This window comes from Romboutsia sedimentorum, from assembly GCF_030131845.1.
Lineage (GTDB): Bacteria > Bacillota > Clostridia > Peptostreptococcales > Peptostreptococcaceae > Romboutsia_D > Romboutsia_D sedimentorum.
Genome location: NZ_JASKYM010000008.1, coordinates 112,526 through 139,010, shown reverse-complemented (window position 1 = coordinate 139,010; position 26,485 = coordinate 112,526). Strand labels below are relative to the sequence as shown.

At 28.7% G+C, this 26,485-nt stretch carries 29 protein-coding genes and 1 rRNA gene; 18 read left to right on the top strand and 12 right to left on the bottom strand.

Annotated elements, in window-relative coordinates; all coding sequences use genetic code 11:
• The 12 genes from QOZ84_RS13525 to dnaA all read right to left on the bottom strand — a co-directional run.
• Positions 1-63: ribosomal RNA gene (locus QOZ84_RS13525) — 16S ribosomal RNA — on the bottom strand; the annotation flags it as partial.
• Between the two features lie 189 nt (positions 64-252).
• Positions 253-1,029 (bottom strand): SigB/SigF/SigG family RNA polymerase sigma factor, encoded by a 777-nt coding sequence (locus tag QOZ84_RS13520; protein ID WP_284133472.1) that lies wholly within the window; start codon positions 1,027-1,029, stop codon positions 253-255.
• A complete protein-coding gene (locus QOZ84_RS13515) occupies positions 1,029-1,415 on the bottom strand; it encodes an ATP-binding protein (RefSeq protein ID WP_284133476.1) in 387 nt (128 codons plus the stop codon). The genes QOZ84_RS13520 and QOZ84_RS13515 overlap by 1 nt, the downstream gene beginning before the upstream one ends.
• A 24-nt stretch (positions 1,416-1,439) precedes the next feature.
• A complete protein-coding gene (locus tag QOZ84_RS13510) occupies positions 1,440-1,757 on the bottom strand; it encodes an STAS domain-containing protein (RefSeq protein ID WP_284133471.1) in 318 nt (105 codons plus the stop codon).
• An 18-nt stretch (positions 1,758-1,775) separates the two neighbouring features.
• Positions 1,776-2,033: a DUF948 domain-containing protein gene (locus QOZ84_RS13505; protein WP_284133470.1), complete on the bottom strand. Its 258-nt coding sequence runs from the start codon at positions 2,031-2,033 to the stop codon at positions 1,776-1,778.
• Positions 2,033-2,317 carry a YtxH domain-containing protein gene (locus tag QOZ84_RS13500; protein ID WP_284133469.1) on the bottom strand — a complete coding sequence of 95 codons (285 nt, stop codon included), beginning with the start codon at positions 2,315-2,317 and terminating at the stop codon, positions 2,033-2,035. The genes QOZ84_RS13505 and QOZ84_RS13500 overlap by 1 nt, the downstream gene beginning before the upstream one ends.
• A gap of 65 nt (positions 2,318-2,382) precedes the next feature.
• A complete protein-coding gene (gyrA, locus tag QOZ84_RS13495) occupies positions 2,383-4,809 on the bottom strand; it encodes a DNA gyrase subunit A (RefSeq protein ID WP_284133468.1) in 2,427 nt (808 codons plus the stop codon).
• A 17-nt stretch (positions 4,810-4,826) separates the two neighbouring features.
• Positions 4,827-6,728, bottom strand: a complete 1,902-nt coding sequence (gyrB, locus tag QOZ84_RS13490) for a DNA topoisomerase (ATP-hydrolyzing) subunit B (RefSeq protein WP_284133467.1) — start codon at positions 6,726-6,728, stop codon at positions 4,827-4,829.
• Positions 6,729-7,844 carry a DNA replication/repair protein RecF gene (gene recF / locus QOZ84_RS13485; RefSeq protein ID WP_284133466.1) on the bottom strand — a complete coding sequence of 372 codons (1,116 nt, stop codon included), beginning with the start codon at positions 7,842-7,844 and terminating at the stop codon, positions 6,729-6,731.
• Between the two features lie 15 nt (positions 7,845-7,859).
• A complete protein-coding gene (gene yaaA / locus QOZ84_RS13480; RefSeq protein WP_026899765.1) occupies positions 7,860-8,066 on the bottom strand; it encodes a S4 domain-containing protein YaaA in 207 nt (68 codons plus the stop codon).
• A gap of 199 nt (positions 8,067-8,265) precedes the next feature.
• A complete protein-coding gene (dnaN, locus tag QOZ84_RS13475) occupies positions 8,266-9,375 on the bottom strand; it encodes a DNA polymerase III subunit beta (RefSeq protein ID WP_284133465.1) in 1,110 nt (369 codons plus the stop codon).
• Positions 9,376-9,616: 241 nt separating this feature from the next.
• Positions 9,617-10,936: a chromosomal replication initiator protein DnaA gene (gene dnaA / locus QOZ84_RS13470; RefSeq protein ID WP_284133464.1), complete on the bottom strand. Its 1,320-nt coding sequence runs from the start codon at positions 10,934-10,936 to the stop codon at positions 9,617-9,619.
• A gap of 676 nt (positions 10,937-11,612) precedes the next feature.
• Here dnaA and rpmH point away from each other — a divergent pair.
• The 18 genes from rpmH (at position 11,613) to rpsF (ending at position 26,452) form a co-directional block, all read left to right on the top strand.
• A complete protein-coding gene (rpmH, locus tag QOZ84_RS13465; protein ID WP_284133463.1) occupies positions 11,613-11,747 on the top strand; it encodes a 50S ribosomal protein L34 in 135 nt (44 codons plus the stop codon).
• A 73-nt stretch (positions 11,748-11,820) separates the two neighbouring features.
• On the top strand, positions 11,821-12,174 hold the full coding sequence (rnpA, locus tag QOZ84_RS13460; RefSeq protein WP_284133462.1) for a ribonuclease P protein component: 354 nt from the start codon (positions 11,821-11,823) through the stop codon (positions 12,172-12,174).
• Between the two features lie 24 nt (positions 12,175-12,198).
• Positions 12,199-12,450, top strand: a complete 252-nt coding sequence (gene yidD, locus QOZ84_RS13455; RefSeq protein WP_284133461.1) for a membrane protein insertion efficiency factor YidD — start codon at positions 12,199-12,201, stop codon at positions 12,448-12,450.
• 30 nt (positions 12,451-12,480) lie between these two features.
• Positions 12,481-13,182 (top strand): YidC/Oxa1 family membrane protein insertase, encoded by a 702-nt coding sequence (locus tag QOZ84_RS13450; protein WP_284133460.1) that lies wholly within the window; start codon positions 12,481-12,483, stop codon positions 13,180-13,182.
• Positions 13,154-13,780 carry an RNA-binding cell elongation regulator Jag/EloR gene (jag, locus tag QOZ84_RS13445; protein ID WP_284133459.1) on the top strand — a complete coding sequence of 209 codons (627 nt, stop codon included), beginning with the start codon at positions 13,154-13,156 and terminating at the stop codon, positions 13,778-13,780. The genes QOZ84_RS13450 and jag overlap by 29 nt, the downstream gene beginning before the upstream one ends.
• 112 nt (positions 13,781-13,892) lie before the next feature.
• Positions 13,893-15,272: a tRNA uridine-5-carboxymethylaminomethyl(34) synthesis GTPase MnmE gene (gene mnmE, locus QOZ84_RS13440; protein ID WP_284133458.1), complete on the top strand. Its 1,380-nt coding sequence runs from the start codon at positions 13,893-13,895 to the stop codon at positions 15,270-15,272.
• 127 nt (positions 15,273-15,399) lie between these two features.
• Positions 15,400-17,295 (top strand): tRNA uridine-5-carboxymethylaminomethyl(34) synthesis enzyme MnmG, encoded by a 1,896-nt coding sequence (gene mnmG, locus QOZ84_RS13435; RefSeq protein WP_284133457.1) that lies wholly within the window; start codon positions 15,400-15,402, stop codon positions 17,293-17,295.
• A complete protein-coding gene (rsmG, locus tag QOZ84_RS13430; protein WP_284133456.1) occupies positions 17,288-18,007 on the top strand; it encodes a 16S rRNA (guanine(527)-N(7))-methyltransferase RsmG in 720 nt (239 codons plus the stop codon). Before mnmG ends, rsmG begins: the two co-directional genes overlap by 8 nt.
• 187 nt (positions 18,008-18,194) lie before the next feature.
• Positions 18,195-18,980, top strand: a complete 786-nt coding sequence (gene noc / locus QOZ84_RS13425) for a nucleoid occlusion protein (protein WP_284133455.1) — start codon at positions 18,195-18,197, stop codon at positions 18,978-18,980.
• A gap of 54 nt (positions 18,981-19,034) precedes the next feature.
• The gene (locus tag QOZ84_RS13420; RefSeq protein ID WP_284133454.1) at positions 19,035-19,808 is read left to right on the top strand and encodes a ParA family protein; all 774 of its coding nucleotides are present in this window, start codon (positions 19,035-19,037) and stop codon (positions 19,806-19,808) included.
• A gap of 1 nt (position 19,809) precedes the next feature.
• Positions 19,810-20,685 carry a ParB/RepB/Spo0J family partition protein gene (locus QOZ84_RS13415; RefSeq protein WP_284133453.1) on the top strand — a complete coding sequence of 292 codons (876 nt, stop codon included), beginning with the start codon at positions 19,810-19,812 and terminating at the stop codon, positions 20,683-20,685.
• 16 nt (positions 20,686-20,701) lie between these two features.
• Positions 20,702-21,844, top strand: a complete 1,143-nt coding sequence (locus tag QOZ84_RS13410; RefSeq protein ID WP_284133452.1) for an aminotransferase class V-fold PLP-dependent enzyme — start codon at positions 20,702-20,704, stop codon at positions 21,842-21,844.
• Between the two features lie 224 nt (positions 21,845-22,068).
• Positions 22,069-23,361 (top strand): helix-turn-helix domain-containing protein, encoded by a 1,293-nt coding sequence (locus tag QOZ84_RS13405; protein ID WP_284133451.1) that lies wholly within the window; start codon positions 22,069-22,071, stop codon positions 23,359-23,361.
• 125 nt (positions 23,362-23,486) lie between these two features.
• Positions 23,487-24,077: a sulfurtransferase-like selenium metabolism protein YedF gene (gene yedF / locus QOZ84_RS13400; RefSeq protein ID WP_026899780.1), complete on the top strand. Its 591-nt coding sequence runs from the start codon at positions 23,487-23,489 to the stop codon at positions 24,075-24,077.
• Positions 24,078-24,181: 104 nt separating this feature from the next.
• Positions 24,182-24,445, top strand: a complete 264-nt coding sequence (locus QOZ84_RS13395) for a putative Se/S carrier protein (protein WP_284133450.1) — start codon at positions 24,182-24,184, stop codon at positions 24,443-24,445.
• Positions 24,446-24,462: 17 nt separating this feature from the next.
• Complete coding sequence (locus QOZ84_RS13390) at positions 24,463-24,648, top strand: DUF951 domain-containing protein (RefSeq protein ID WP_284133449.1); 186 nt, start codon at positions 24,463-24,465, stop codon at positions 24,646-24,648.
• Between the two features lie 95 nt (positions 24,649-24,743).
• Positions 24,744-25,946, top strand: a complete 1,203-nt coding sequence (locus QOZ84_RS13385) for an aminotransferase-like domain-containing protein (protein ID WP_284133448.1) — start codon at positions 24,744-24,746, stop codon at positions 25,944-25,946.
• Between the two features lie 227 nt (positions 25,947-26,173).
• Positions 26,174-26,452, top strand: coding sequence for a 30S ribosomal protein S6 (gene rpsF, locus QOZ84_RS13380; RefSeq protein WP_284133447.1), 279 nt, complete (start codon positions 26,174-26,176; stop codon positions 26,450-26,452).
• The last annotated feature ends 33 nt before the right edge of the window (positions 26,453-26,485 follow it).

Genomic DNA, 26,485 nt, shown 5'->3' with positions numbered 1-26,485 from the left:
GACTTGCATGTGTTAGGCACGCCGCCAGCGTTCATCCTGAGCCAGGATCAAACTCTTAAATAAAAGTTTATCTAGGGCTCAGATACTGTTATATATCTGGCTTTATGTTTCTTGGTTGTTTCAAATTCTATAAATTAACCTACTGTTTAATTTTCAAAGTTCATTATTGTTATCCTTTTTCTTAAGGACAAGTAATAATATACCATCTAATTAAACGTAGGTCAATACTTTTTTAAAACTTTTTTATTTTTATTAAATATTTTTTTCATATTCTTTTCTAAGCTTCTCTACTATCTTTTTTTCTAGCCTAGAAACAGTCATTTGAGATATCTCTAATTCTTTTGCTATGGTAGCTTGAGTCTTGTCTAAAAAAAATCTATCTTTAAATATTTTCACTTCTAGTTCATTAAGACATTCTATAAATTTATTTACAAAATCCTTTTGCTCTATGTTTGCGAAACTATTTTCTTCTTGACCTATTTTATCAATAAGTTTTATTTCTTTATCTTCTGAGTCATCATTACTAGATGAATCTAACGATATTGGTTTATAACCATAAGAAGCTTCCATAGCTTCTAAAACATCTTCTTCACTACAACCTATATAATTAGCTATGTCTTTTACTTTAGGATGCTTTTTATTTTGTTGTTCTAAAAATACTTTAGCTTCACTTATTTTTTTACCTAATTCTTGAACACGTCTCGGTACTCTTAGCGTCCATACTTTATCTCTAAAGTATTTTTTTATTTCACCTATTATTGTTGGAGTTGCAAAACTCGAAAATTCAAATCCCTTTGTTATATCATATCTATCTATCGCATATATTAGTGCTAATGAAGCTACCTGGTATATATCTTCAAATTCAACACCTTTATTTATATACTTCTTAGCTAGCAAGTTTACTAAATATAGATGTTTTTCAATAAGTATATTTCTAACTTCTTTATTATTCTTATCGTTACTATATATTTTAAATAGCTCTTTGTTATCCATATTTAGGTAATTTGTAGCATTAGCTACATTCTTCATTAAATATCAACTCCTAAATATTTAGTCATCTTTATTATAGTGCCTTCATTATCTTTTGATTCAATACTCACCTCATCCATTAGGGTTTGTATTATAAACAGACCAAGTCCATTTTCTTTCGGATTACTTAAATCTGGTTTTATTGTAGATTCTATATCGTATCCCTTGCCTTTATCTTGTATCTCTATAGTCAATCCATTTTCTAACATTTCATATTTTATATAAAAAACATTATCATTACTATGCTTTATAGCATTTGTACAAGCTTCTGATACTGCTACTTTTATATCTTCTATATCATCTATAGAAAATCCAATTTTATTAGCAATTCCTGAAGTAGTCAATCTTATAATACCTACATATTCAGGATTTGAAGTTATCTCCATTTTTATTGTTTCACAAATCAAAGCCTATCCCTCCACTTTAAATATTTTATCTAAACCTGTTATAGTAAAGATTTTTTTAACGTTACTTTTAGGATTTATAATATATATTTCTTTATCACTAATTTTTAATTTTTTTAAGATTCCTATCATAACACCTAACCCTGTTGAATCTATATATTCTAGGTTAGTAAGATTTATCTTCATATCGATTATTTTTTTATCTGCTAAGCTGTGTAAATGTTCCTTTAATTTATCTGCTGTTGAAACATCTAATTCTCCTTGTAATGAAATATTCCAAAAATCATTCTCTATATCCATACTTGAACTTATATTCATTGACATTGATGAACCTCCTTATAATTATCTTTTAAAGAATTTAAATATTTTCGTTATACTAGTTATGCTACTTGCTAAATCTACTATTTCATCAGTATTTCTTGTAATTGAAGCTGCATTTTCTATAGTTTCATGTATATATCTTTCATTATAATCTACTATTTTATAAGTTTTTTCAACAACTTTAGTTGCACTATTTAATAATTTACTTATGTATATTGCTACAATTAGTGCTGATGCACCTATTAAAACAGCCCCTATTTGCCACCCCATTGTATCCATTAATTATTATCTCCTTCATCATCGAAACTTCTACTTATTACTATTTCTTCTTCGCATATATTTATATCTTCATCAGTAAAATTGTCATCTATGATGTTATTTATTTTATCTTTAACTCCATCAAATGTTTCTTGTAGAACCTCTTTAGGATTTTCTTTAACTTCATCTATTTTGTCCTTAGCTTCTTGTCTTAGCTCAGAACCTTTCTTTGGCGCTAAAAATAAACCAGCTATAAATCCTAAGAATGCACCTATTAATAAATATTTCCCTTTTTTCTTACTCATATTATACTCTCCTCTAATGTTTAGTTTTTATTTATTAAGCTATGCAAAAAGAATAGGATATAATCCTATTCTTCCTCCATATTTATTTTAGCAATAGAAACTACATTAACTTCTTCATTAGTTCTCATTAACTTAACACCACTTGTTACTCTTCCAAATATTGAGATTTCATTGACTCTTAATCTAATAAGTACTCCATCTGAGTTTATTATCATCATCTCATCATCTTCGTGTACCATTTCAGCTCCAACAATTTCACCTGTTTTTTCAGCTAAGTTATATGTTTTTATACCTTTTCCAGCTCTAATTTGAACTCTGTATTCTTCTATGTCTGTTCTTTTTCCAAATCCATTCTCACTTACTACTAATACATCTGTACCTTCGTCACAAAGATTCATAGATACAACTTTATCATTTTTTGATAAACTTATACCTTTTACACCCATAGCTGTTCTACCCATGTGTCTTATGTCATTTTCATCAAATCTTATAGACATTCCACCTTTAGTAACTAAAAGTACTTCTTTGCTTCCATTAGTAAGCTTAACATCTATTAATTCATCATCTTCTCTTAATCCTATAGCTATAAGACCAGACTTATTAATATTTTTAAATTCTTCACGTTTAGTCTTTTTAACTATACCGTTTTTAGTTGCTAATAATAAGTATTGGTTATCATCAGTTCCATCTATAGGAATTAATGTTGCAATCTTTTCATCAGGACCTAATTGAAGTAAGTTCACTATAGCAGTTCCCTTAGCTTGTCTCTTTCCTTCTGGTATATCATAAGCATTTAATTTAAATACTCTACCCTTATTAGTAAAGAATAACAATCTACTATGAGTAGTTGTGCTTACAAGATGTTTTACAAAATCTTCTTCTCTTGTTGTAAGAGCTGCAATTCCTCTTCCACCTCTGTTTTGACTCTTATAAGTATCTGCAGGAACTCTTTTGATATATCCAAAGTGAGTAAGAGTTATAGCTATCTCTTCATCACTAATAAGATCTCTCATATCTATTTCGCCTTCTGCATGTGTTATCTCTGTTCTTCTTTCATCAGCATAATTATCTTTTATTGCTGACATTTCTTCTTTTATTACTTTAAGAAGTAATATTTCATTAGCTAAGATTTCTCTTAATCCATTGATTTTTTTCATTAATTCATCAAATTCAAGCTCTATTTTATCTCTTTCTAATCCTGTAAGTCTTTGAAGTCTCATATCTAAGATTGCTTGAGCCTGGATATCACTAAGTTTAAATTGTTCTATTAACTCAACCTTAGCTTGTTGACCAGTTTTTGATCCTCTTATTAAACGTATAACTGCATCTATATTATCAAGAGCAATTTTTAATCCTTCTAATATATGTGCTCTAGCTTCTGCTTTATTTAATTCAAATTTAGTACGTCTAGTTACAACGTCTTTTTGATGATTTACATAGTGATATAGTATTTCCTTAAGGTTTAATACTCTAGGTTGTCCATTTACTAATGCAAGCATTATTATACTAAATGTATCTTCCATTTGAGAATGCTTATATAAGTTGTTTAATACTATATTAGCATTTGCATCTCTCTTAAGTTCTATAACTATTCTCATACCATTTCTATTACTTTCATCTCTAAGGTCAGATATTCCTTCTAACTTCTTCTCTTTTACTAATTCAGCTATTCTCTCAACTAGTTTAGCTTTATTTACTTGGTATGGTATTTCTGTAATTATTATTTGTTGTCTTCCTTTTGCTAGTTCTTCTATATAAGCTCTTGATCTAACTTTAACTTTTCCTCTACCAGTTCTATAAGCTTCTGCTATATTTTCTTTTCCCATTATTATTGCTGAAGTAGGGAAATCTGGTCCTTTTATAAATTGAGTTAAGTCTTCAATAGTACAATCTTCATTGTCTATTAAATGTATAGTAGCATCTATTACTTCACCTAAGTTATGAGGAGGTATTGAAGTTGCCATACCAACTGCTATACCATTAGATCCATTTACTAAAAGGTTAGGATATCTTGCTGGTAATACTGATGGTTCTTTTAAAGACTCATCAAAGTTTGGTGTATAATCAACTGTTTCTTTGTCTATATCTCTTAATAGTTCAAGAGATAATCTACTCATTCTAGCCTCAGTATAACGCATTGCAGCTGGCGAGTCACCATCTACAGAACCGAAGTTACCATGTCCATCAACTAAAAGTCCTCTAGTTGAGAATTCTTGAGCCATTCTTACCATTGCAAAATAAACTGCAGTATCTCCATGTGGGTGGTACTTACCTAAAACGTCCCCGACAATACGGGCAGACTTTCTATATGGTTTATCTGGGCTTAAATTTAATTCACTCATTGAGTATAATATTCTTCTATGAACTGGTTTTAGTCCATCTCTTACATCAGGAAGAGCTCTACCGGCTATAACACTCATTGCATAGTCAATATAAGACTTCTTCATTTCATCTGCTATTTCAATAGGGAGTATTCTATTATTTTCTTCCACTGATACTCATCCCCTTTCTATATATCTAAGTTTCTAACGTATCTTGCATTTTCTTCTATAAACTCTTTTCTTGGGGCAACTTTATCACCCATAAGCATTGAGAATACTTCATCAGCAACAGCTGCATCTTCTACAGTTACTTGAAGTAATGTTCTTGTTTCAGGATTCATAGTAGTATCCCATAACTGCTCTGCGTTCATCTCTCCAAGACCTTTGTATCTTTGAAGCTCTACACCTGTTCTGCCTATTTCTTCTAGTAATGTATTTAATTCTTCATCAGAATAAACATAATGTTCTTTCTTTTGCTTTTTAACTTTATATAATGGTGGCTGTGCTGCATACACATATCCATTGTCTATTAATGGTCTCATGTATCTAAAGAAGAACGTTAAAAGTAAAGTTCTTATGTGAGCTCCATCGACATCGGCATCGGTCATTATAACAATTTTATGATATCTTGCTTTTTCTATATCAAAGTCATTACCAACACCACAACCATACGCAGTTATCATGTTTTTTATCTCCTCAGAAGCTAATATCTTATCTAATCTAGATTTTTCAACATTAAGTATTTTACCCCTTAATGGTAATATAGCTTGAGAATGTCTATCTCTACCTTGTTTAGCAGATCCCCCGGCAGAATCCCCTTCGACTAAAAATATTTCACTCTTAGAAGGATCTTTCTCTGCACAGTCAGCTAATTTCCCTGGCAATGATGTACTTTCTAAAACACTTTTTCTTCTTGTTAATTCTCTGGCTCTTTTTGCAGCTTCTCTAGCTCTTTGAGCTCTCAGACCCTTGTCGACAACTATTCTAGCTGTAGTTGGATTTTCTTCTAAGAATGAACCTAGCTCCTCTACAGTTATACTATCAACAATTCCTCTCATTTCTGTATTACCTAATTTAGTTTTTGTTTGACCTTCAAATTGAGGTTCTGAAAGCTTAACAGATACTACAGCAGTAAGACCTTCTCTTATATCTTCACCTATTAAATTAGGTTCACTTTCTTTTAATAATTTATTTCTTTTAGCATACTCATTTATTGTTTTTGTAATTGCAGCTTTAAAACCTGCTAAATGAGTACCACCTTCGTGAGTACTTATATTATTTGCAAAAGAATATATGTTCTCTGAATAGCCGTCAGTATACTGCATTGCTAACTCAACAACACAATCCTTTACTTGTTTATCTATATAAATTATATCTTCATGTATTCCAGTTCTAGCTTTGTTTAAGTATTTAACATACTCTACTAATCCACCTAGATAATGGAATTCTTTTTTCTTAAGACTGTCTTCTCTCTTATCTTCAAAAACTATTTTAATTCCTTTATTTAAGAAAGATAATTCTCTTAATCTATGTTCTAAGACTTCATATTTAAAATCTATTTCTTCAAATATTGTTGCATCTGGCATAAAGCTTGTTACTGTTCCTGTATGAGTAGATTCTCCTACCACTTCAAGTTCAGATACAGGTATTCCTTTTTCGTAAGTTTGTCTGTATACTTTCCCATTTCTAGAAATTTCTGCAACTAACCACTTAGATAAAGCATTAACTACAGATACACCAACTCCGTGAAGACCTCCAGATACCTTGTATCCTCCTCCACCGAATTTTCCTCCTGCATGAAGAACTGTTAAAACTGTTTCTAAAGTTGATCTTCCAGTTTGAGGATGTACCTCTACTGGTATACCTCTTCCGTTATCTTTTACTAATATGCTTCCATCTTCATTTATAGCTACGTATATTTCTGAGCAGTACCCTTGTAAGGCCTCATCTATACTATTGTCAACTACTTCATAAACTAAATGGTGTAAACCTCTTGGTCCAGTTGAACCTATATACATACCAGGTCTTTTTCTAACGGCTTCTAAACCTTCTAATACTTGTATCTGACTTGCACCGTATTCTTGTTTCATCTAGTTCCCTCCATTCTCTATGTTAATAACGTGTCCTTTATCTATATTGAAAATAGTAGTGTTACTTTTATCAAATATATTTTTATGTGAAACTTCAGCCGTAGTTATAAACATTTGAACCACGCTTAAATTATCTACCAATAATTTTTGCCTCGTCTCATCTAATTCACTAAACACGTCATCTAAAATTAAAATTGGATATTCTCCAACTTCATTATTTATTAATTCAATTTCTGATAATTTCAAAGAAATTGAAGCGGTTCTTTGTTGTCCTTGCGATCCATATAACCTTACATCTAGATCATTTATAAAAATATTTAAATCATCTTTATGTAACCCATATTTAGTTGTTCTAGTTTCTATATCATGGTTTCTATTAGATGTAAGTTTGTCTAAAAATTTATTATACACCGTAGTTGTATTGTCTTCATCGCATATATTAATCTGATTTTTATATGTTATTAATAAATTTTCAATACTATCTGTTAATTTTTCATGCATATTTCTAGATATATCAGCTATTTTCTTTATAAAATCTCTTCTTAGTATATAAATATAGCTTCCATATTTAGCTAGACTTTCATCATACACATCTAGTAAATCACTATCTATATGCTTGTTCTTTAATAACTGATTGCGCTGAGATAATATTTTATTGTAACTTGTAAGGTAGCTATAATATTTTGGCATAATCTGACTTATTTCTTTATCAATAAATGATCTACGTTCTTTTGGCCCTTCTTTAACAAGTCTTAAATCTTCTGGCGAAAATATTACAACATTTATGTTTCCAAGTAACTCTTGGATTTTTTTGATATGAATTTTATTTACTTTTATACCTTTTTTATTTTTGCCAATAGCTACTTCTACCATACCATTGGTATATTGTTTTGAATAATTACCACCAACATATAGATTTTCACTTTCAAACTTTATAATTTCTTTATCTTTATTAGTTCTAAATGACTTTCCAAAAGATAGCATATATATAGATTCTACTATATTAGTCTTTCCTTGACCATTTTTTCCTACAAGAAGATTTATTTTTTTGTCAAATTGCAGATGTAAATTATCATAATTCCTGAAATTAACTAGTTGTAAACTGTTTAGTCGCATAAAAGGCTCTCCTTTTTACACTACTTTTATTATATTTCCTTCAAGTTCGACTATATCTTGAGGTCTTAATTTTTTACCTCTTCTTATCTCTACTTCACCATTTACTTTCACTAAACCTTCTAATATTAAAAATTTAGCATGTCCACCAGTGGAAGCAAGGTCTGCTAATTTAAGAAATTGATCTAATTTTATATATTCTGAATCGATATTTATTTCAATCATAATTATTTCCTCCTATCTATTATTTTACTCTAGTACGCTAAAAATATATTATATCACAAATTTACTTACAACGGCATGCATCAAAATAAAAGATGATTTTACTATTTTCACAGGAAATATACACTTTTAGAGACTATTAAAAGAGGAGTGTTACATATAATGATTTCGAAATCATTTTGCGACACTCCCTTTGTCTGTGTTATATATTTGATGATATTCTAACTGGAAGTAATAAGTATGTATACTTAGCTCCGTCAGCAGGTTTTATTATACAAGGATTTACATTTGTCGTAAATTCTATAAAGATTTCTTCACTATCAATATTTTTTAATCCTTCTAAGAAATATCTTGAGTTAAATGCTATGTCTAAATAGTCCCCTTCTAACTCTAAAGCTACTTCTTCATATACATTTCCTTTATCTGTATTAGAAGTTATAGCCATAACACTATCTCTTATTGATAATTTTATTAAATTATTTTTTTCTGATTGAGATAATAATGATGCTCTTTCAATACTATTTAATAAACTTTTTGTGTTTAATTTTACTTTTGAATTATGTTCTCTTGGAAGTAATTTTTTATAATCAATAAATTCGCCTTCTAAAAGCCTTGTTATAATTTTAGTATCACTAATAATAAAGATTGCATTTTTATCGTCAAATCCAACTTTAACATCATGTTCTTCTAACGATAATAAGCTGTTTACATCAGTTAGTGCTTTTCCAGGTATGATTACTTTTGCATCAGTTATCATATTATCTATTTTGCAACTTTTTACTGCTAATCTATATCCATCTATTGCAACTAAGCTTATGTTTCCATTAATTATTTCTAAAAGCTCACCCATTAGTATAGGCTTTGTTTGATCTTGAGATATAGCAAATACAGTTTGCTTTATCATATTTTTTAATAAGTCTTGAGGTATATTGTATAAATCGTCTTTGCTTACATCTGGTAACTTAGGGAATTCTTTTGCAGAATCTCCTTTTATTTTAAATCTTGAGTTAACACAATTTATGTAAACATTATTTTCGTCATCAGTCTCTATCTCAACAAATGAATCTGGTAACTTTCTAATTATATCCCCAAAAAGTTTAGCGTTTACTACTATTTCACCTTCTTGAATTACTTCTGCTTGTGTATATGTTTCTATCCCTATTTCTAAATCATATCCAGTTAACTTTAATTGATCACCTTTAGCTGATAATAATATTCCTTTTAGAAGCTCTAAAGTTGTTTTTCCGTTAATAGCTTTCTGAGAAATACCTATCTTATGAGCTAGGATTTTTTGATTACAAATTATTTTCAATGTGGATAACCTCCTTGTGGCATTTATATAAAAAAATAAATAAAAATAATAGTAGTAATAGTAGTAGGTGTTGTTGATAATGTGCATAACTATATCAATCAAAATAAACGCAAAGATATCAACCTGTGTATAAAGTGTTAATATCTTTGTTAGTTAAAATATAATATTTTGTGCATAAAATTAGACATGAAATATTACTAACATTCTATCAACACCATATCCACAGACAATTGTTTATAAATTATCCCTTTAAATCTGATATTATTTTGTCTATTTTTATCTTAATTTCTTCATTTGCTTCTATATTTTTAATAATCTTATCGTGGGCATGAATAACAGTTGTATGATCACGTCCTCCAAAAGCTTCTCCAATTTTAGGAAGAGATAAATCTGTAAGTTCTCGAGATAGATACATTGCTATTTGTCTTGGATAAGCTATTGATCTAGTTCTTTTTTTTGAATTAAAATCTTCCATTTTTAGATCGAATACAGAAGCTACCTTCTCTTTGATTCTTATTACTGTAATTTCTTCATTTTTAGAAGAAGTAATTATGTCTTTTAATGCTTCTACTGCAAGTTCAAAAGATATTGTTCTATTAGTAAGAGAAGAATAAGCTATAACTCTAGTAAGCGCTCCTTCTAACTCTCTTATGTTAGATTTTATATTTTTAGCTATATAAGTAGTTACTTCGTTTGAAACATCAATGTTTTCCATTTGAGCTTTTTTTCTAAGTATTGCTATTCTAGTTTCGAAATCAGGAGCTTGAATATCAGTTATAAGGCCCATTTCAAATCTAGATCTTAATCTATCCTCTAGTGTAGGTATTTCCTTAGGTGGCCTATCGCTAGAAATTATTATTTGCTTATTAGCTTCATGTAAGGAATTAAAAGTATGGAAAAATTCTTCTTGCGTTCTTTCTTTTCCAGCTATAAATTGAATATCATCTATAAGTAATATATCTACATTTCTGTACTTGTTTCTAAACTCTTCATTTCGGTCGTCTTTTATAGAGTTTATAAGTTCATTTGTAAATTTTTCAGAAGAGACATAAACAACTTTAGGATCTTTTTTTTGGCTCACTATATGATGTCCTATAGCATGCATTAAATGTGTTTTTCCTAAACCAACACCTCCATATAAGAAAAGAGGGTTATATGCTTTAGCAGGAGATTCAGCAACTGCAACACATGCAGCGTGTGCAAATCTATTACTATTGCCTATAACAAATGTATCAAAAGTGTATTTAGGATTTAAATTAGGGTGATTTTTTTTATTTGAAGAACTTTGAACTTCTTCTCCTAACCCATCTACATCTTTTTCATTTAAAACAAATTTAACGTGATATTTTTTTAATGATAGTTGATTTACAGAGCTTTCTATTAGATTTAAATATCTATCCTCTAATATACCTTTAGTAAAATCATTAGGTGCTAAAAGTATTAAATCGCTCATGTATATTTTTAACGGTACTATTTGCTTAAAAAAAGCATTAAAACTAGGTGGAGATAACTCCCCTTTTATTAATTGCAGTGTTTTGTCCCATAAAGAAACTATATCCATAATATAAACCTCCGAACAGAATAATTAACATTTTCCACAAAGTTATTAACAAAAAAGACAAAAAAATATATTGTTTTCATTTAATAACGAAACTTATGGATAATCATGTGGATAAAATACTAAGAATATAAATTATTGCTAAATTGTAAAAAAGATATAAACAATATGTATATAAAATTATAAATAGTATCAAGATATAATAAACGTGCTTAATAACTAAATTATTAGCAAAATAATTATAAGTTATACACATTTATATCCACAGCTTGTGAATAACGTTAATAAGTTGATATCTTTTATGAACATTATCAACAAGTATATTAATAATATCAGAATAAATGTCAAACTTCAAGATTTTATAATTAATTTATCCACAAGAACACAAGCCTGTTGACAAATTAGTACACATTATAAATATCAACAATTAGGAGTGATTTTTAAAATAATATATACACAGAGATATAATGTTAGTAATATTAGCTATATCAATTTGTATACTTTATATATAACTTACAAAATATATATAATATTAATGTAAGTTATTTTGTTGTTTAAGCAGTCCAAAAACACGTTGACAACAAATATAAAAGCATTTATAATTGTATGTGTTATGTTTACTTTGAGGGTAAAGTTATTATTTTTATAAACGGAAAAAATCTGAAAGGCGGTGCAATAGATGAAGAGAACTTATCAGCCAAAGAAAAGACAAAGAAGTAAAGAACATGGTTTCAGAAAGAGAATGAAGACGTCTAACGGAAGAAACGTGTTAAGAAGAAGAAGATCTAAAGGAAGAAATAGATTAACTCATTAATAATTAAAAAAGGCCGCTGCGAAAGTGGCCTTTTTGTGTATAATTATGAGCTGTGTTTACGGAGGGTTTTAAGATGGACTTTAACAGAACAAAGGGCTTGAAAAAAGACTCTGATTTTAGAAAAGTGTATAAACACGGCAAATCTTTTGCAAATAAGCACTTAGTAATGTATATACTAGATAACAAATCAGATTCTACTCGAGTGGGAATATCAGTTTCTAAAAAGGTAGGAAAAGCTATTACTAGAAATAAGATAAGAAGAAGAATAAAAGAAGCATATAGATTAAATATTGATGAAAAAGTTAAAAATGGATATGATTTAGTTTTTATAGCTAGAGTAGCAATAAAAGATGTAGATTATAAAAACATTGAAAAATCTATGAATCATTTAATGAAAAAAGCAAATATTAAGTTAGATGAACAATAGTTATTTAATTTGGAGGTCTTTAAATTGAAAAAAATAAAATTTATATTAAAGGAAATAAATAGGTACTTATCGAAATTATGTATTTGTTTAGTTAGATTTTATCAAAAATTTATATCTCCTTTAAAAGGGCCTACCTGTAGATTTTATCCAACATGTTCACAATATTCAATAGAAGCCTTTAGGAAATATGGATTGCTAAAAGGCTTGTATTTAACGATAAGACGAGTATTAAAATGTCATCCTTTTCATCCGGGTGGATATGATCCTCTAAAATAAAAAGAAAAGATACTGTAGGAGGTATAAACATTGAGCATTATAAGTAATTTATTAGGTGACGTGCTAAGAATAATAGTTGAATTTATCCATAATTATGGACTTTCAATTATACTGTTCACAATATTTGTAAAGGTTTTATTATTACCACTTACAATAAAGCAAACTAAATCAACAAAGGCAATGCAAGACATACAACCTAAAATGAAAGAAATACAAGAAAAATATAAAACTAAGCCAGAAAAACAACAACAAGAGATAATGAATTTATATAAAGAAGCTAAGATTAATCCATTAGCAGGATGTTTACCACTATTAATACAAATGCCAATATTATTTGGACTATATGCAGTATTAAGAGATCCTGTAGCTTATGGAGTTTTTGCAGATAAAGCTGCTTTTGCAAATGCCGATATGGTATTTTTATGGGTACAGAATTTAACTAAGCCAGATTATATATTAGCTATAGTATCAGGGGTAACTACATTTGTAATGCAAATGTTAATGATGCCAAAGGATCAACAACAAGGATCTATGAAGATTATGACATATGTAATGTCTGCAATGATGTTATATTGGGGATTCATGTTCCCAGCAGGTCTTACATTATATTGGACTGCAGGTAACTTATTCTCTATAGCCCAACACTACTTAGTAATGAATCCTTTAAGAGCTAAACTGGCTAATTCTAAGGAGGAAGTAATAGATGAGAGTAAGCCTAGAAATAAAAAGTAAAACTAAAGAAGAAGCTATAAGTAAAGCAATGGCCAAGCTTAATGTGAATTCGAAAGACTTAGAAGTTGAAGTTTTACAACAAGCAACTAAAGGTTTTTTAGGATTTATAGGGGCTAAGGAAGGTTTATACAAATTTACAGTTATTGAAACAGAATTAGATATAGCTAAGAAGTTTGTAGAGACAATACTTAAAAATTCTAAAATAGAAGCAAAGGTAAATGTTACTCAAGAAAATAATTTAATCAAAGTAGACATAGAAGGTAAGGATGCAGCTTCATTAATTGGTAGAAGAGGTGAAACGCTAGATTCTATACAATTTTTAACTGGATTAGCTCTTAATAAAATAAATAAAGATTCTCACATGAGAGTACTTGTAGACATTGAAAATTACAGATCTAAGAGAGAAGAATCTTTAATAAGATATGCTAATAAAGTAGCTCGAGAAGTAGCTAAGACTAAAAAAACTAAAAAATTAGATTATATGAATCCTTATGAAAGAAGAATAGTTCATTCTGCTCTTCAAAATGATAAATATGTAAGTACATACAGTGAAGGAACTGATCCTTACAGAAGATTAGTAATAGAGTATAAAAGATAAAACCTAACCTCCTATATAATAGGGGGTTTTATTTTTGTCATTTATTTTATATAATGTTAGGATTAAGGAAACAATTAAAAGTAACGAAATTAAATAATAAGAGGTGATATATTTGTTTATAGATGATACTATAGCAGCAATCGCAACAGCACCTGGTGAAGGTGGTATAGGTATAATAAGAATTAGTGGAGAAAAATCACTAGAAGTTGCAGAAAAAGTGTTTAAATCTATGTCTGGAAAGACTATAAAAGAATATAGACAAAGGACGTTAATATACGGGAATATTGTAGATAATGAAAATACTATAGATGAAGTTTTATTAGCCTATATGAAGGGCCCAAACTCATATACAGCTGAAGATGTTATAGAAATAAATTGCCACGGTGGGTTTATTTCTGTGAAAAAAATACTAGAGCTTATATTATCTAAAGATGTAAGGCTAGCAGATGCAGGGGAATTTACAAAAAGAGCATTCTTAAACGGAAGAATAGATTTATCTCAGGCTGAAGCTATAATAGATGTAATAAAAGCAAAAACTGATATGGCTCATGAAGTTGCTCAAAATCAATTAGAGGGATCATTATCTAATAAAATAAAAGAGCTAAGAATGAACGTTACAGAAGTATTAGCTCATTTAGAAGTTGCAATAGATTTTTCCGAAGAGGATGTTGAAGAAATAACATATCAAACTCTTAAAGAGAGAGCAGAAGGTCTTAAAACTGAAATTAAAAAACTTTATGACACTGCTGAAAGCGGAAAAATACTTAGAGATGGATTAAAAACAGTTATAGTAGGTAAACCCAATGTAGGTAAATCATCATTACTTAACTCTATACTAGGAGAAAATAGAGCTATAGTTACTGATATACCAGGTACAACTAGAGATGTTATAGAAGAATTTGTAAATATAAAAGGAATACCTTTGAAAATAGTAGATACAGCAGGGATAAGAGAAACTGAAGATGTAGTAGAAAAAATAGGTGTAGAAAAATCAAGAGAATCATTTAATAGTGCTGATTTAGTTATAATGGTATTGGATTCATCTAGAAAACTTTGTGATGAAGATATAGATATACTAGAAAAATTAGAAAATAAAAAGACTATTGTATTATTAAATAAAACAGATTTAGAACAAAATATTGAAGAAGATAAATTAAATGAATATGTTTCAAGTGATAATATAATAAAAATATCTGCACTACAAAATAAGGGAATAGAAGAATTACATGAAAAAATAGAGTCAATGGTTTACAAAGGAAGTGTTAAAAATACTTCTAGCGTAGTAATTACAAACTCTAGACATAAAGATGCATTATTAAGAGCATACGAATCTATAAATGATGCTATAAAAGCGATAGATCAAAATCTTCCATATGATTTTATAGAGGTTGATTTTAAAAATATATGGGATTATCTTGGATATATAAACGGAGATACTATAAAAGAAGATTTACTAGATACTATATTTAGCAATTTCTGTATAGGTAAATAAATACAAATATAAGAGCCGTTTGAAACCGGACATTATAAGCATATATAAATAAAAAGACTATATAACATATTTAATATTATATATAGTTTTTCGTGAAACATTAATGTTTAACAGAAAGGACATAAATATGATAAAGTTCGAAGCAGGAAAATATGATGTAATAGTAGTTGGAGCAGGACATGCTGGATGTGAAGCTGCACTAGCTACTGCAAGAATGGGGCAAAAGACATTAGTAGTTACTATGTCTTTAGACTCTATAGCACTAATGCCTTGTAATCCATCTATAGGTGGAACTGGAAAAGGTCAATTAGTAAAAGAAATAGATGCACTAGGTGGACAAATGGGTATAAATGCAGATAAGACATTTATACAAAGTAGAATGTTAAATACAGCTAAAGGTCCAGCAGTACATTCATTAAGAGCACAAGCAGATAAATTCAAGTACCATACTGAAATGAAAAAAACTATGGAAAATGAGCCTAATATAGATATAGTTATGGATGAAGTTGTAGATATATTACATGAAGGTAATGTTGTTAATGGAGTAGTTACAAAGTTAGGTTGTGTATATGAATCTAAAGCAGTTATATTAGCTACTGGAGTTTATTTAAATTCTAAAATATACATGGGAGAAGTAAACTTCTATGAAGGTCCTAATGCACTAGGATATTCAAAACACTTAACTGAAGGATTAGTTAAGTTAGGATTAAACATGAGAAGATTTAAGACTGGTACACCTGCTAGAATTCATAGAGATAGCATAGATTTCTCTGTTATGTCTATACAAGAAGGTGACGAAAAGATAACACCATTCTCTTTCTTAAGTGGTGACTTAAAAATAAATCAAGAACCATGTTATTTAACAAGAACAAACTTAGGGACTCATGAAATAATAACAAGCAATTTAAATAGATCAGCTATGTATAGCGGAAAAGTAGAAAGTACAGGAGCAAGATATTGCCCATCTATAGAAGATAAAGTTGTTAGATTTAGTGATAAAGAATCGCATCAAATATTTATAGAACCAGAAGGTGTAAATACTAAAGAGATGTATATACAAGGTATATCAACTAGTTTACCTTATGAAGTACAATTACAAATGTATAAAAGTGTAGCGGGACTTGAAAATGCTAAAATAATGAGACCTGCATATGCAATAGAATATGATTGTATAGATCCAACTCAATTAAAGATAACACTTGAAATAAAAGGTGTAGAAAACTTATTTAGTGCTGGTCAGTTTAACGGAACATCAGGTTACGAAGAAGCTGCATCACAAGGTCTTATAGCTGGTATAAATGCAGCATTAAAAATAGATGGAAAGGAGCCTTTTGTTCTTGATAGGTCAGAAGCATATATAGGAGTTCTAATAGATGATTTAGTTACTAAAGGAACTAATGAACCATACAGAATGATGACGTCTAGGTCAGAATATAGATTATATTTAAGACAAGATAATGCAGATATGAGACTTACTGAAAGAGGTCATGAAATAGGATTAGTTAAAGAAGGCAGATATCAAAGATTTTTAAATAAAAAAGAAGCAGTAGAAAAAGAATTAGAGAGATTTAAAACTGATAGAGTAACACCTAAAGAGGTAAATCATTTATTAGTTGAAATGGGAGCATCAGAAATAAAAGTTGGATTATCTTTATATGAATTCATGAAACGTCCAGAAGTAACTTATAGCCTATTAGAGTCTATAGGAAAAGGTGCTGGAGAAGATGTATCTAATGAAGTAAAAGAACAATGCGTTGTAATGACAAAGTATGAAGGCTATATAGATAAACAATTAAAACAAATAGACCAATTTAAAAAATTAGAAAATAAGAAGCTTTCAGATGATATAAATTATTTATCGATAGATGGACTTAGAATAGAAGCTAGACAAAAACTTAATGATATAAAACCTATATCCATAGGTCAAGCATCTCGTATATCAGGGGTATCTCCTGCTGATATTTCAGTACTTCTTATTTATTTAGAGCAAATGAGAAGAACTAGAGGAGGTAAAGATGAATAATAGAGATATATTAAAAAAAGGGCTTGAAGATTTAGGAATAACAGCAAGTAACAAAGTTTTAAATAACTTTAATATTTACAGGGAAATATTAGTCGACTGGAATCAGAAAATGAATCTTACTGGAATAGAAGACGAAAAAGAAGTGTATATAAAGCACTTCTTAGATTCTGTTTCATCAGTAAAAGATAATTATATAAAAGATGGAGTTTCAATAATCGATGTTGGTACTGGAGCAGGTTTCCCAGGGCTTCCACTAAGAATTTGTTTAGAAAATATAAAATTAACACTTTTAGATTCTTTAAATAAAAGAATAAACTTTTTACAAGAAGTAAGTAATAGTTTAGAATTAGATAATATAGAGTTTATACATGGAAGAGCTGAAGATTTTGGTAAATTAGAAGAATATAGAGAGCAATATGATATTGCCACTGCAAGAGCAGTTGCAGGATTACCTATATTAATGGAATTTTGTGTACCGTTTATAAAAGTTGGAGGACATTTTGTATGCTTAAAAGGTCCTAATGCAAATTTAGAATTAGAAGAATCTAAAGCAGCTATGGAAGCTTTAGGTATAGAATTTATAGACAAAATAGATGTAGAACTTCCAGAAACTGATTTAAATCATAATATATTAGTATTTAAGAAAGTTAAGAGTACTCCAGATAAATATCCAAGAAAAGCTGGAAAACCATCAAAAACTCCTATAAAATAAAATTTATTTTTACATAAAATCTAGTATTTTATGAAGAATAACTAAAAATATACTAAAAATCAAACAAAATAGAAGGATTATGTGAGTAAATGCAGAAATATTATACTCATATGTATCTAATACAGTATTAATTTGTATGTAGTTAATGAAATTCAAATATATTTATATCTAATGAGAGAGGGATGTTATGGAAGATAAAAGAGTTATGGAGATACCTATAGAAAATATAGTTCCAAATCCATATCAACCAAGAAAAGTATTTTCACAAGCAGCACTAGAAGAACTAAGCAATTCTATAAAGTTTTATGGAATACTTCAGCCAATAACAGTTAGAATAAAAGATGACAAATATGAATTAATCGCGGGAGAAAGAAGATTAAGAGCTGCTAAATTAGCAGATCTTGAAGTTATTCCAGCTATTATAAATAATATGTCGGATGAAACATCTGCTGTACTAGCGTTGTTAGAAAACTTGCAAAGGGAGGATTTAAACTTCATAGAAGAAGCTATGGGGTATGAGAACCTGATAAAAGAGCATGAATTTACACAACAACAATTAGCTGAAAAATTAGGTAAAAATCAGTCAACTATAGCTAATAAACTTAGAATATTAAGACTACCAAATGAAATAAAAATTAATTTAGTAGAAAATAATCTGACTGAAAGACATGCTAGAGCGCTTCTTAAATTACCTAGTGAAGAATTAATGAAAGATGTTTTAGATAAAGTAATAAAAAATGAGCTAACAGTAAAGAAAACAGAAAAGTTGATAAAGGATATATTAGAAAGTATACAAGCTACTCAAGAACCAGAAAAAAAACAGAATATAAAAGGTGCTATGGCTATAAGGATATACTTAAATACCATGAAGCAGGCATTTGACGCAATAATAGGAACAGGAATTGAAGCTAAGTATAATGAAACTGATAAAGGTGATTATATGGAAGTTGTTGTAAGGATTCCTAAAAAATAAAAAAGGTTACTGCTTGCAGTAATCTTTTTTTGAAATAGGCAGGGGGGAAAGCTTATGAGTAAGGTTATAGCAGTATTTAATCAAAAGGGTGGTGTTGGAAAAACCACTACAAATGTAAATTTAAGTGCAAGTATGGGAAAAATGGGAAAAAAAATATTAGTATTAGATTTAGACCCTCAGGGAAATACAACTAGTGGATATGGAATAGATAAAAGTTCTGTAGAAAATACTATTTATGAAGTTATGTTAGATAAACTAGATATAAGAAACGCTATAATAAAAACCGAATTTGATAATATTGATATAGTAGCTTCAGCTACAGAATTGTCTGGTGCAGAAATAGAACTAACTACAATGGAAGATAGAGAATTTATACTAAAAACTGCATTAGAAAGTATAAGAGAAGAGTATGATTACATATTTATAGATTGTCCACCTTCTCTAGGAATGTTAACTATAAACAGTCTTACTGCTGTAGATAGTGTTTTAATACCAATACAATGCGAGTACTATGCTTTAGAAGGAGTTAGTCAACTTATGGAAACTATTAAATTAGTAAAATCTAGACTAAATCCACAATTAGAGATACAAGGAGTAGTACTTAGCATGTTTGATGGAAGAGCTAATTTATCGATACAAGTTGTAGAAGAAGTAAAGAGATATTTCAAGGGAAGTGTTTATACGACATTAATACCAAGAAATGTAAGGTTAGCAGAAGCTCCAAGCCATGGTAAACCGGTAATTTACTATGATTCTAAATGTAGAGGTACAGAAGCATATATGGATTTAGCAGAAGAATTTATAGATTTAGAGGAGGATATAATATAGTATGGAAAAAAAAGCACCCAAGAGAACTAATAGACTAGGTCGAGGTCTTAGTGCATTAATACCTGATACTCAAGATACAATAGATAGCAAAGACATCGTAACTATAGATTTAAGCAAAGTATACCCAAATGAAGATCAACCAAGAAAAATATTTGATCAAGAAAAAATATATGCATTATGTGAATCAATAAAGCATTATGGTGTATTACAACCGATAGTAGTAAAACCAGATGATAAAGGTAAATACATGATAATTGCAGGGGAGAGAAGATATAGAGCTTCTAACATGGCAAAACAAAAAGATATACCTGCTGTAATAAAAGATATTCCTATGAAAGATATAATGGAAATAGCTCTTATAGAAAACTTACAAAGAGAAGATTTAAACTGTATAGAAGAAGCATTAGCATATAGAGGATTAATAGAACATTATAGTGTAACTCAAGAAGAAATATCAGAAGCTGTAGGTAAAAGTAGACCTCATATAACTAACACGTTAAGGTTATTAAATCTTGGAGAAGAAGTTATAGACATGATTGAAAGAGGATACTTAACAGCAGGACATGGAAAAGCATTACTTAGAGTTACAAATTTAGAGGCTCAATTAAGTTTAGCTAATAAAGTTGTAGAAGAAGAACTTTCTGTTAGGATAACAGAAAACTTAGCTAAAAGGATATCAGAAAGTAGCACTGAAGAAGTTATAAAAAAAGAAAAAGAAAAAGACATATTTATAGTAGATGTAGAAGAAAAATTAAGAAATATATTTGGAACTAAAGTAAATATATCAAAAGGAAAGAAAAAGGGAAAAATAGAAATAGAATACTATAATGATGATGATTTAAATAATATAGTATCTATGTTACTTGAAGAAGCATAGAGAAAGGACATTTAACATGATTTATTTAGACAATGCAGCAACGACATATCCAAAACCAGAGAAAGTTTACGATTCAATAATGGATTGTATGAAAAACTATTGTGCAAACCCAGGTAGAGCAGGCCACAAATTAGCTATGAGGGCAGCTAGAGAAATATATGATGCTAGAGAAAATATAGCTAAGCTATTTAATATAGACAATCCGATGAATGTGATATTTACTAATAATGCAACTGATTCTTTAAACTTAGCAATTAAAGGAGTAGTTAAAAGCGGAGATCATATAATAACAACAAGTATGGAACATAACTCTGTAATAAGACCTATAAAATCATTAGAAAATCATGGCGTTGAAAATACAATAGTTCAATGTGATAAAGAAGGATTTTTAAATATTGAAGATTTAAAAAAAGCTATAAAATCAAACACTAAACTAATTGTTACTACTCATGCATCAAATGTAGTTGGAACGTTAATAGATATAAAGGCAGTTGGAGAAGTAGCAAAAGAGCATAACTTACTATATTTAGTTGATGCATCTCAAACAGCTGGAGTATATGATATAAACGTATCTGATATTAATGTAGATATGATAGCTGCACCAGGACATAAATGTTTATTAGGTCCACAAGGAACAGGTATTTTATATATAAGAGAAGGTTTAAATGTTAATATTTTAAAAGAAGGTGGAACAGGAAGTAAGTCTGAGGATTTATTTCAACCAGATTTAGTACCTGATAAATATGAAGCTGGAACTCACAACACTCCAGGAATAGTAGGATTAAATGAAGGAGTAAAGTTCGTTTTAGAAAAAGGTATAGATAATATAAGAATTCATGAAGAAAAATTATGTGAATATATGTTAAATAAACTTGAAGAAGTTCCTAATATAATCGTTTATGGAATTAAAGATAGCAAAAAGAGAGCAGCTGTAATAGCTATAAATATTGGTAACATGGACTCAGGAGAAATAACATTCTTGTTAGACAGCCAATATCAAATAGCTACTAGATCAGGAATACATTGTTCTCCTTTAGCTCATCAAACTTTAGGTACTTTAGAACAAGGTGTTGTTAGATTTAGTCTAGGATATTTTAATACTGAAAGTGATATAGATGAAGCTATAAGAGCATTAATTGAAATAGCTAATAATAATTAAAAAAACAAGATTTAAATAGTTATAGAACTATTTAAATCTTGTTTTTTTTAGTGTTTAAATTTATAACGTAATAGTATAAAATACGTATATTTTTAATGGAAAGAATGTTAAAAATTTGATAATAGTTACACAAATACTGAAAATACTACAAAATATATAGTGTTTTTAATATAAATATAAGTTATAATCATATTATAAGAAAATGATTTCAAGGGGGGCGTAGTATGGATATTCTGAGTTTAGGAGAGAAAATAAAAAAATTAAGAAAAGAAAAAAATATGACATTAAAAGAATTAGCGGGAGATAGAATTACTGCAGCTCAAATAAGTCATATTGAAAGGGACAAATCTCACACTAGCTATGAATTATTAGATTACTTGTCAAGAAAATTAGAGGTAAGTATAGATTATTTGTTAGAGACGAAAGAAATGCAGTCTAAAAAGATAACAGATAATTTAATATTACGAAGTGAAATATATATAAAATCTAATGAATTAGATAAAGCTGAACAATTGATAAATCAAGTATTGCAGATATGTAAAGAGTATAAGCTATTAGATAAAAATGGAAAATGTAATTTCTTATTAGGGTCGATAAATTTAAAAAGGGAAAATTATGCTCTAGTAGTTAATAATTTTGAGAAAGCATTATACTTTTTTATAAAAAATAACGATAAAGAAAACATATTTAAAAGTTACTTAAATATAGGGAAGATATATGTTAAAGAAGAGTTTTATAAAGGTGCTATAAGTCACTTTGAATTTGCAGAAGAAGTATTATCAGAAAGTCAAATTGAAGATATGGATATACATAAAGATTTATATGGTAATATGGCTAATTGCTATATAAAATTAAATAAATCTAAAAAATCGTTAGAATATATAGAAAAAATAAATAAAATAGATAGACAAAATAATATGCAAGAAGAAGTTGATATGCTTACTTTAAAGGCAAATAATTTTTTAAATATAGGGAAATATGATGATGCTAAAGAATGTTTTAAAAAAGCTTTAGAATTATTAGAAATAGAGGAAAATAAAGCTGGTATAGTAGATGTATATTTAACTATATCTGATATATATAAAGAGTTGGGAGATATAAATAAGGTATTAGAGTATTCACATAAAGCTTACAATATCAAAAAAGACGATGAAGATGAATATGCAAGTAAAAGTTTATATAAAATAATAGCTGCATATTTAGAAAATAAAGATTTTGAATCTGCTAGAATATATTGCAAGATGGCATTGGCATTTTCAATAAAATCTAAAAATAAGTTTAATGAATACAAAGCTTTAGAGTTGTTTTCAGATATTCATAAAGCACAAAATGAAAATAACTTAGCTATAGAATACTTATCAAAATGTATTAAGATAATATCTGATTTAGGTGATAACAACACTTTAGCAAAAATATATATAGACTTAGGTCAATTATATGCTAATATATCTAAAGAAAAAGAACTAGAATATTATCAAAAGGGTGTAGCTATATATCAAACTCTAAATATCATATAAATAAAGGACTCTATTAGGAGTCCTTTATTATATCCGTCTATATGGATATAGAAATAATCTATAGCAAGTCAAATTATATCTATGGTAGAATAAATATTAATAGTAAAAGGGAGATGATTTAGCGAATGTTAGTAGAAATAGATGCAAGAGGGTTAGCATGTCCTAAGCCTGTTATAAATACAAAAAAAGAGTTAGATAAGTTAGAAAATGGGATAGTATTAGTTACAGTTGACAATGCTATAGCAAGAGAAAATATATTAAAATTATCAAAGTCCTTAAATTGTGAGGCTAGCACAATAAAAGAAGAAAAAGATTTGATTGTACTAGAGATAAAAAAAGGAAAAGATGTTATAATAGAAAATAAAAAAAATGAGGAATTAGAAGATAAATGCATATTTATATCTTCTGATAAAATGGGACAAGGAAACGATGAATTAGGGGATGTGCTTATAAAAGGATTCATATATACACTAACAGAAGTTAAGCCTTATCCTAAACACATAGTTTTTGTAAACTCAGCGGTAAATCTTACAGCTAAAAATAAAGCAACAATAGAAAATCTTAAAATACTTGAAGAATGTGGTGTAGAAATATTATCTTGTGGTACATGTTTAGACTATTACGGACTAAAAGAAAGTTTAGAAGTTGGTTGTGTAACTAACATGTATAATATAGTGGATATAATGAAAAATACATCACAAACTATATCTATATAAAACAATGAAGTAAGGCTACATATTAATTATGTAGCCTTACTTTCATAAAAGAATATATAAGTAAAAGACTATAAAAATAAAATATTAGAAAGAGGATATAAGAAATGAATGAAATGTATATAGTATCATTTAACTCAACGCATCATGCAATAAGATCAGATAAGTTATTTGAGCAAAGTGGTATAACATCTACGACATTACCAACGCCAAGAGAAATAACTGCGAGTTGTGGAATATCAATTAGATTTTTATATAAAGATATAGAAAATATAAAAAAAATATTAGAAACAAATAGCATAGAATATAAAGGAATATACAATATAAAGAAGTTAGATGATGGAAAAAAAGAAGCAAAAAAGATAGGATAATAAAGGAGTGATTTTACATGCCTAGAAATATTAACGTAGGAGATATTGTCGAATTAAAAAAGCAACATGCTTGTGGATGTAAGGAATTTGAAATAACAAGAACAGGTATGGATATAAAAATTAAATGTACACAATGTTTAAGAGTTATTATGTTAGATAGAGAGACATTAGAGAAGAGAATAAAAAAGATAATTGATAAATAAAAAGAAAATTCAGACAATTTAAAAGTGAGTATCGAATTATAGAAGTAATTGTTATAATTAAAGTAGGGAAAACAATTTCAGGGGGTGCTTTAATTATGGCTATTAAATTTGCGAGAAGAATGAAAGGATTAAAGGGATCAGAAATACGTGAACTTTTAAAACTTACAGAAAATCCAGAAGTTATATCTTTTGCTGGTGGATTACCAGCACCAGAATTATTTCCAATAGAAGAAATGAAAAAAATATCAACATTAGTTTTAGAAGAATCAGGAGCAGCAGCGCTTCAATATTCTACAACAGAAGGATTTCCTGCTTTAAGAGAACATATAGCAGATAGAATGAATAGTAAAAATAAAACTAATATTACAAAAGATGATATATTAATAACTAATGGTTCACAACAAGGATTAGATTTTGCGGGGAAAGTTTTTTTAGATGAAGATGATGTAGTTTTATGTGAAAGTCCATCTTACTTAGGAGCGTTAAATGCATTTAAAGCATATTCTCCTAAATTTATAGAAGTACCAACAGATCAACATGGTATGAAAATGGATGAACTAGAAAAAATATTAGAAACTACTGATAGAGTAAAAATGATATATGTAATTCCAGATTTCCAAAATCCAACAGGTAGAACATGGCCTATGGAAAGACGTCAAAAGTTTATGGAAATAATAAATAAATTTGAAATACCAGTTATAGAAGATAATCCATATGGAGAATTAAGATTTGAAGGTGAAAATTTACCATCTTTAAAATCAATGGATATGAAAGGTTTAGTAGTTTTCTTAGGAAGTTTCTCTAAAATATTCTGTCCAGGATATAGAATAGGATGGACATGTGCTCCTAAGGAAATATTAAGCAAATTTGTATTTGTAAAACAAGGTGCAGATTTACAAGCATCAAGTATATCTCAAAGAGAAGTAAGTAAATTTATGGATATATATGATTTAGATGCACACGTTGAAAAATTAAAAGAAGTATATTCTAGACGTAGAGACCTTATGTTAGATACTATGGCTAAAGAATTACCAGAAGGATTAGAATACACTCATCCAGAAGGTGGATTATTTACTTGGGTAGAGTTACCAAGTCATTTAAATGCAAAAGTTATAATGCAAGATTGCTTAAAAAATAATGTTGCATATGTTCCAGGTGGATCATTCTTCCCTAATGGAGGAAAAGAGAACTGCTTTAGACTTAACTATTCAACTATGACTGATGAAAGAATCGTTGAAGGTATAACTAGACTAGGAGCTGTATTAAAACAACATATGGAAGTAAAAGCAAAAGCTTAATAAGTACATATGTTAAAAAGGGTGGTCATTAGGCCACCCTTTTAGTGGTATAGTAAAATCAATTAATACGTATTAATATAAAAAAATATGTAATACTACAAAAAGAGATTTAAAATCAAATTGACATTTATAAATAGTAATGATAGAATGTGTAAGTATGAGATTTAAATCTCATTTCTCTGCTCTATTAAGATAGAGCCGTTAAGTCCAAAGGGAGGTGAAAAATAATGAGAAATTATGAATTAGTTTTCGTAGTAAAGCCAAACGCTGATGAAGAAACAAGAGAAGCTGTACTTAACAAAGTTAAGGAAGTTGTTGCTACTGAAGGTGAAGTTGTTAAAGTTGACGTATGGGGAACTAAGAAATTAGCTTATCCAATAGCTAAGTTCAACGAAGGTCACTACGTATTAGTTAACTTTAAAGCTGGCGTTGAAGTACCTAAAGAAATAGACAGAAACTTAAAGATAAACGAAAACGTAATAAGACACATGATAGTTGTTGCTTAATAACTAGTTTTATTATGTAAAAGTATGTTAAAG

Coding starts and splice junctions, on each gene's coding strand:
- dnaA (WP_284133464.1), bottom strand. CDS start 10,936: ATGGATATAGTTTCTTTATGGGACAAAACACTGCAATTAATAAAAGGG.
- QOZ84_RS13515 (WP_284133476.1), bottom strand. CDS start 1,415: ATGGAGATAACTTCAAATCCTGAATATGTAGGTATTATAAGATTGACT.
- QOZ84_RS13415 (WP_284133453.1), top strand. CDS start 19,810: ATGGAAAAAAAAGCACCCAAGAGAACTAATAGACTAGGTCGAGGTCTT.
- rsmG (WP_284133456.1), top strand. CDS start 17,288: ATGAATAATAGAGATATATTAAAAAAAGGGCTTGAAGATTTAGGAATA.
- QOZ84_RS13420 (WP_284133454.1), top strand. CDS start 19,035: ATGAGTAAGGTTATAGCAGTATTTAATCAAAAGGGTGGTGTTGGAAAA.
- yaaA (WP_026899765.1), bottom strand. CDS start 8,066: ATGATTGAAATAAATATCGATTCAGAATATATAAAATTAGATCAATTT.
- QOZ84_RS13505 (WP_284133470.1), bottom strand. CDS start 2,033: ATGGATACAATGGGGTGGCAAATAGGGGCTGTTTTAATAGGTGCATCA.
- mnmG (WP_284133457.1), top strand. CDS start 15,400: ATGATAAAGTTCGAAGCAGGAAAATATGATGTAATAGTAGTTGGAGCA.
- QOZ84_RS13385 (WP_284133448.1), top strand. CDS start 24,744: ATGGCTATTAAATTTGCGAGAAGAATGAAAGGATTAAAGGGATCAGAA.
- jag (WP_284133459.1), top strand. CDS start 13,154: ATGAGAGTAAGCCTAGAAATAAAAAGTAAAACTAAAGAAGAAGCTATA.
- yedF (WP_026899780.1), top strand. CDS start 23,487: ATGTTAGTAGAAATAGATGCAAGAGGGTTAGCATGTCCTAAGCCTGTT.
- rpmH (WP_284133463.1), top strand. CDS start 11,613: ATGAAGAGAACTTATCAGCCAAAGAAAAGACAAAGAAGTAAAGAACAT.
- recF (WP_284133466.1), bottom strand. CDS start 7,844: ATGCGACTAAACAGTTTACAACTAGTTAATTTCAGGAATTATGATAAT.
- QOZ84_RS13405 (WP_284133451.1), top strand. CDS start 22,069: ATGGATATTCTGAGTTTAGGAGAGAAAATAAAAAAATTAAGAAAAGAA.
- rpsF (WP_284133447.1), top strand. CDS start 26,174: ATGAGAAATTATGAATTAGTTTTCGTAGTAAAGCCAAACGCTGATGAA.
- QOZ84_RS13410 (WP_284133452.1), top strand. CDS start 20,702: ATGATTTATTTAGACAATGCAGCAACGACATATCCAAAACCAGAGAAA.
- QOZ84_RS13520 (WP_284133472.1), bottom strand. CDS start 1,029: ATGAAGAATGTAGCTAATGCTACAAATTACCTAAATATGGATAACAAA.
- QOZ84_RS13510 (WP_284133471.1), bottom strand. CDS start 1,757: ATGTCAATGAATATAAGTTCAAGTATGGATATAGAGAATGATTTTTGG.
- noc (WP_284133455.1), top strand. CDS start 18,195: ATGGAAGATAAAAGAGTTATGGAGATACCTATAGAAAATATAGTTCCA.
- gyrB (WP_284133467.1), bottom strand. CDS start 6,728: ATGAAACAAGAATACGGTGCAAGTCAGATACAAGTATTAGAAGGTTTA.
- rnpA (WP_284133462.1), top strand. CDS start 11,821: ATGGACTTTAACAGAACAAAGGGCTTGAAAAAAGACTCTGATTTTAGA.
- QOZ84_RS13500 (WP_284133469.1), bottom strand. CDS start 2,317: ATGAGTAAGAAAAAAGGGAAATATTTATTAATAGGTGCATTCTTAGGA.
- QOZ84_RS13395 (WP_284133450.1), top strand. CDS start 24,182: ATGAATGAAATGTATATAGTATCATTTAACTCAACGCATCATGCAATA.
- QOZ84_RS13390 (WP_284133449.1), top strand. CDS start 24,463: ATGCCTAGAAATATTAACGTAGGAGATATTGTCGAATTAAAAAAGCAA.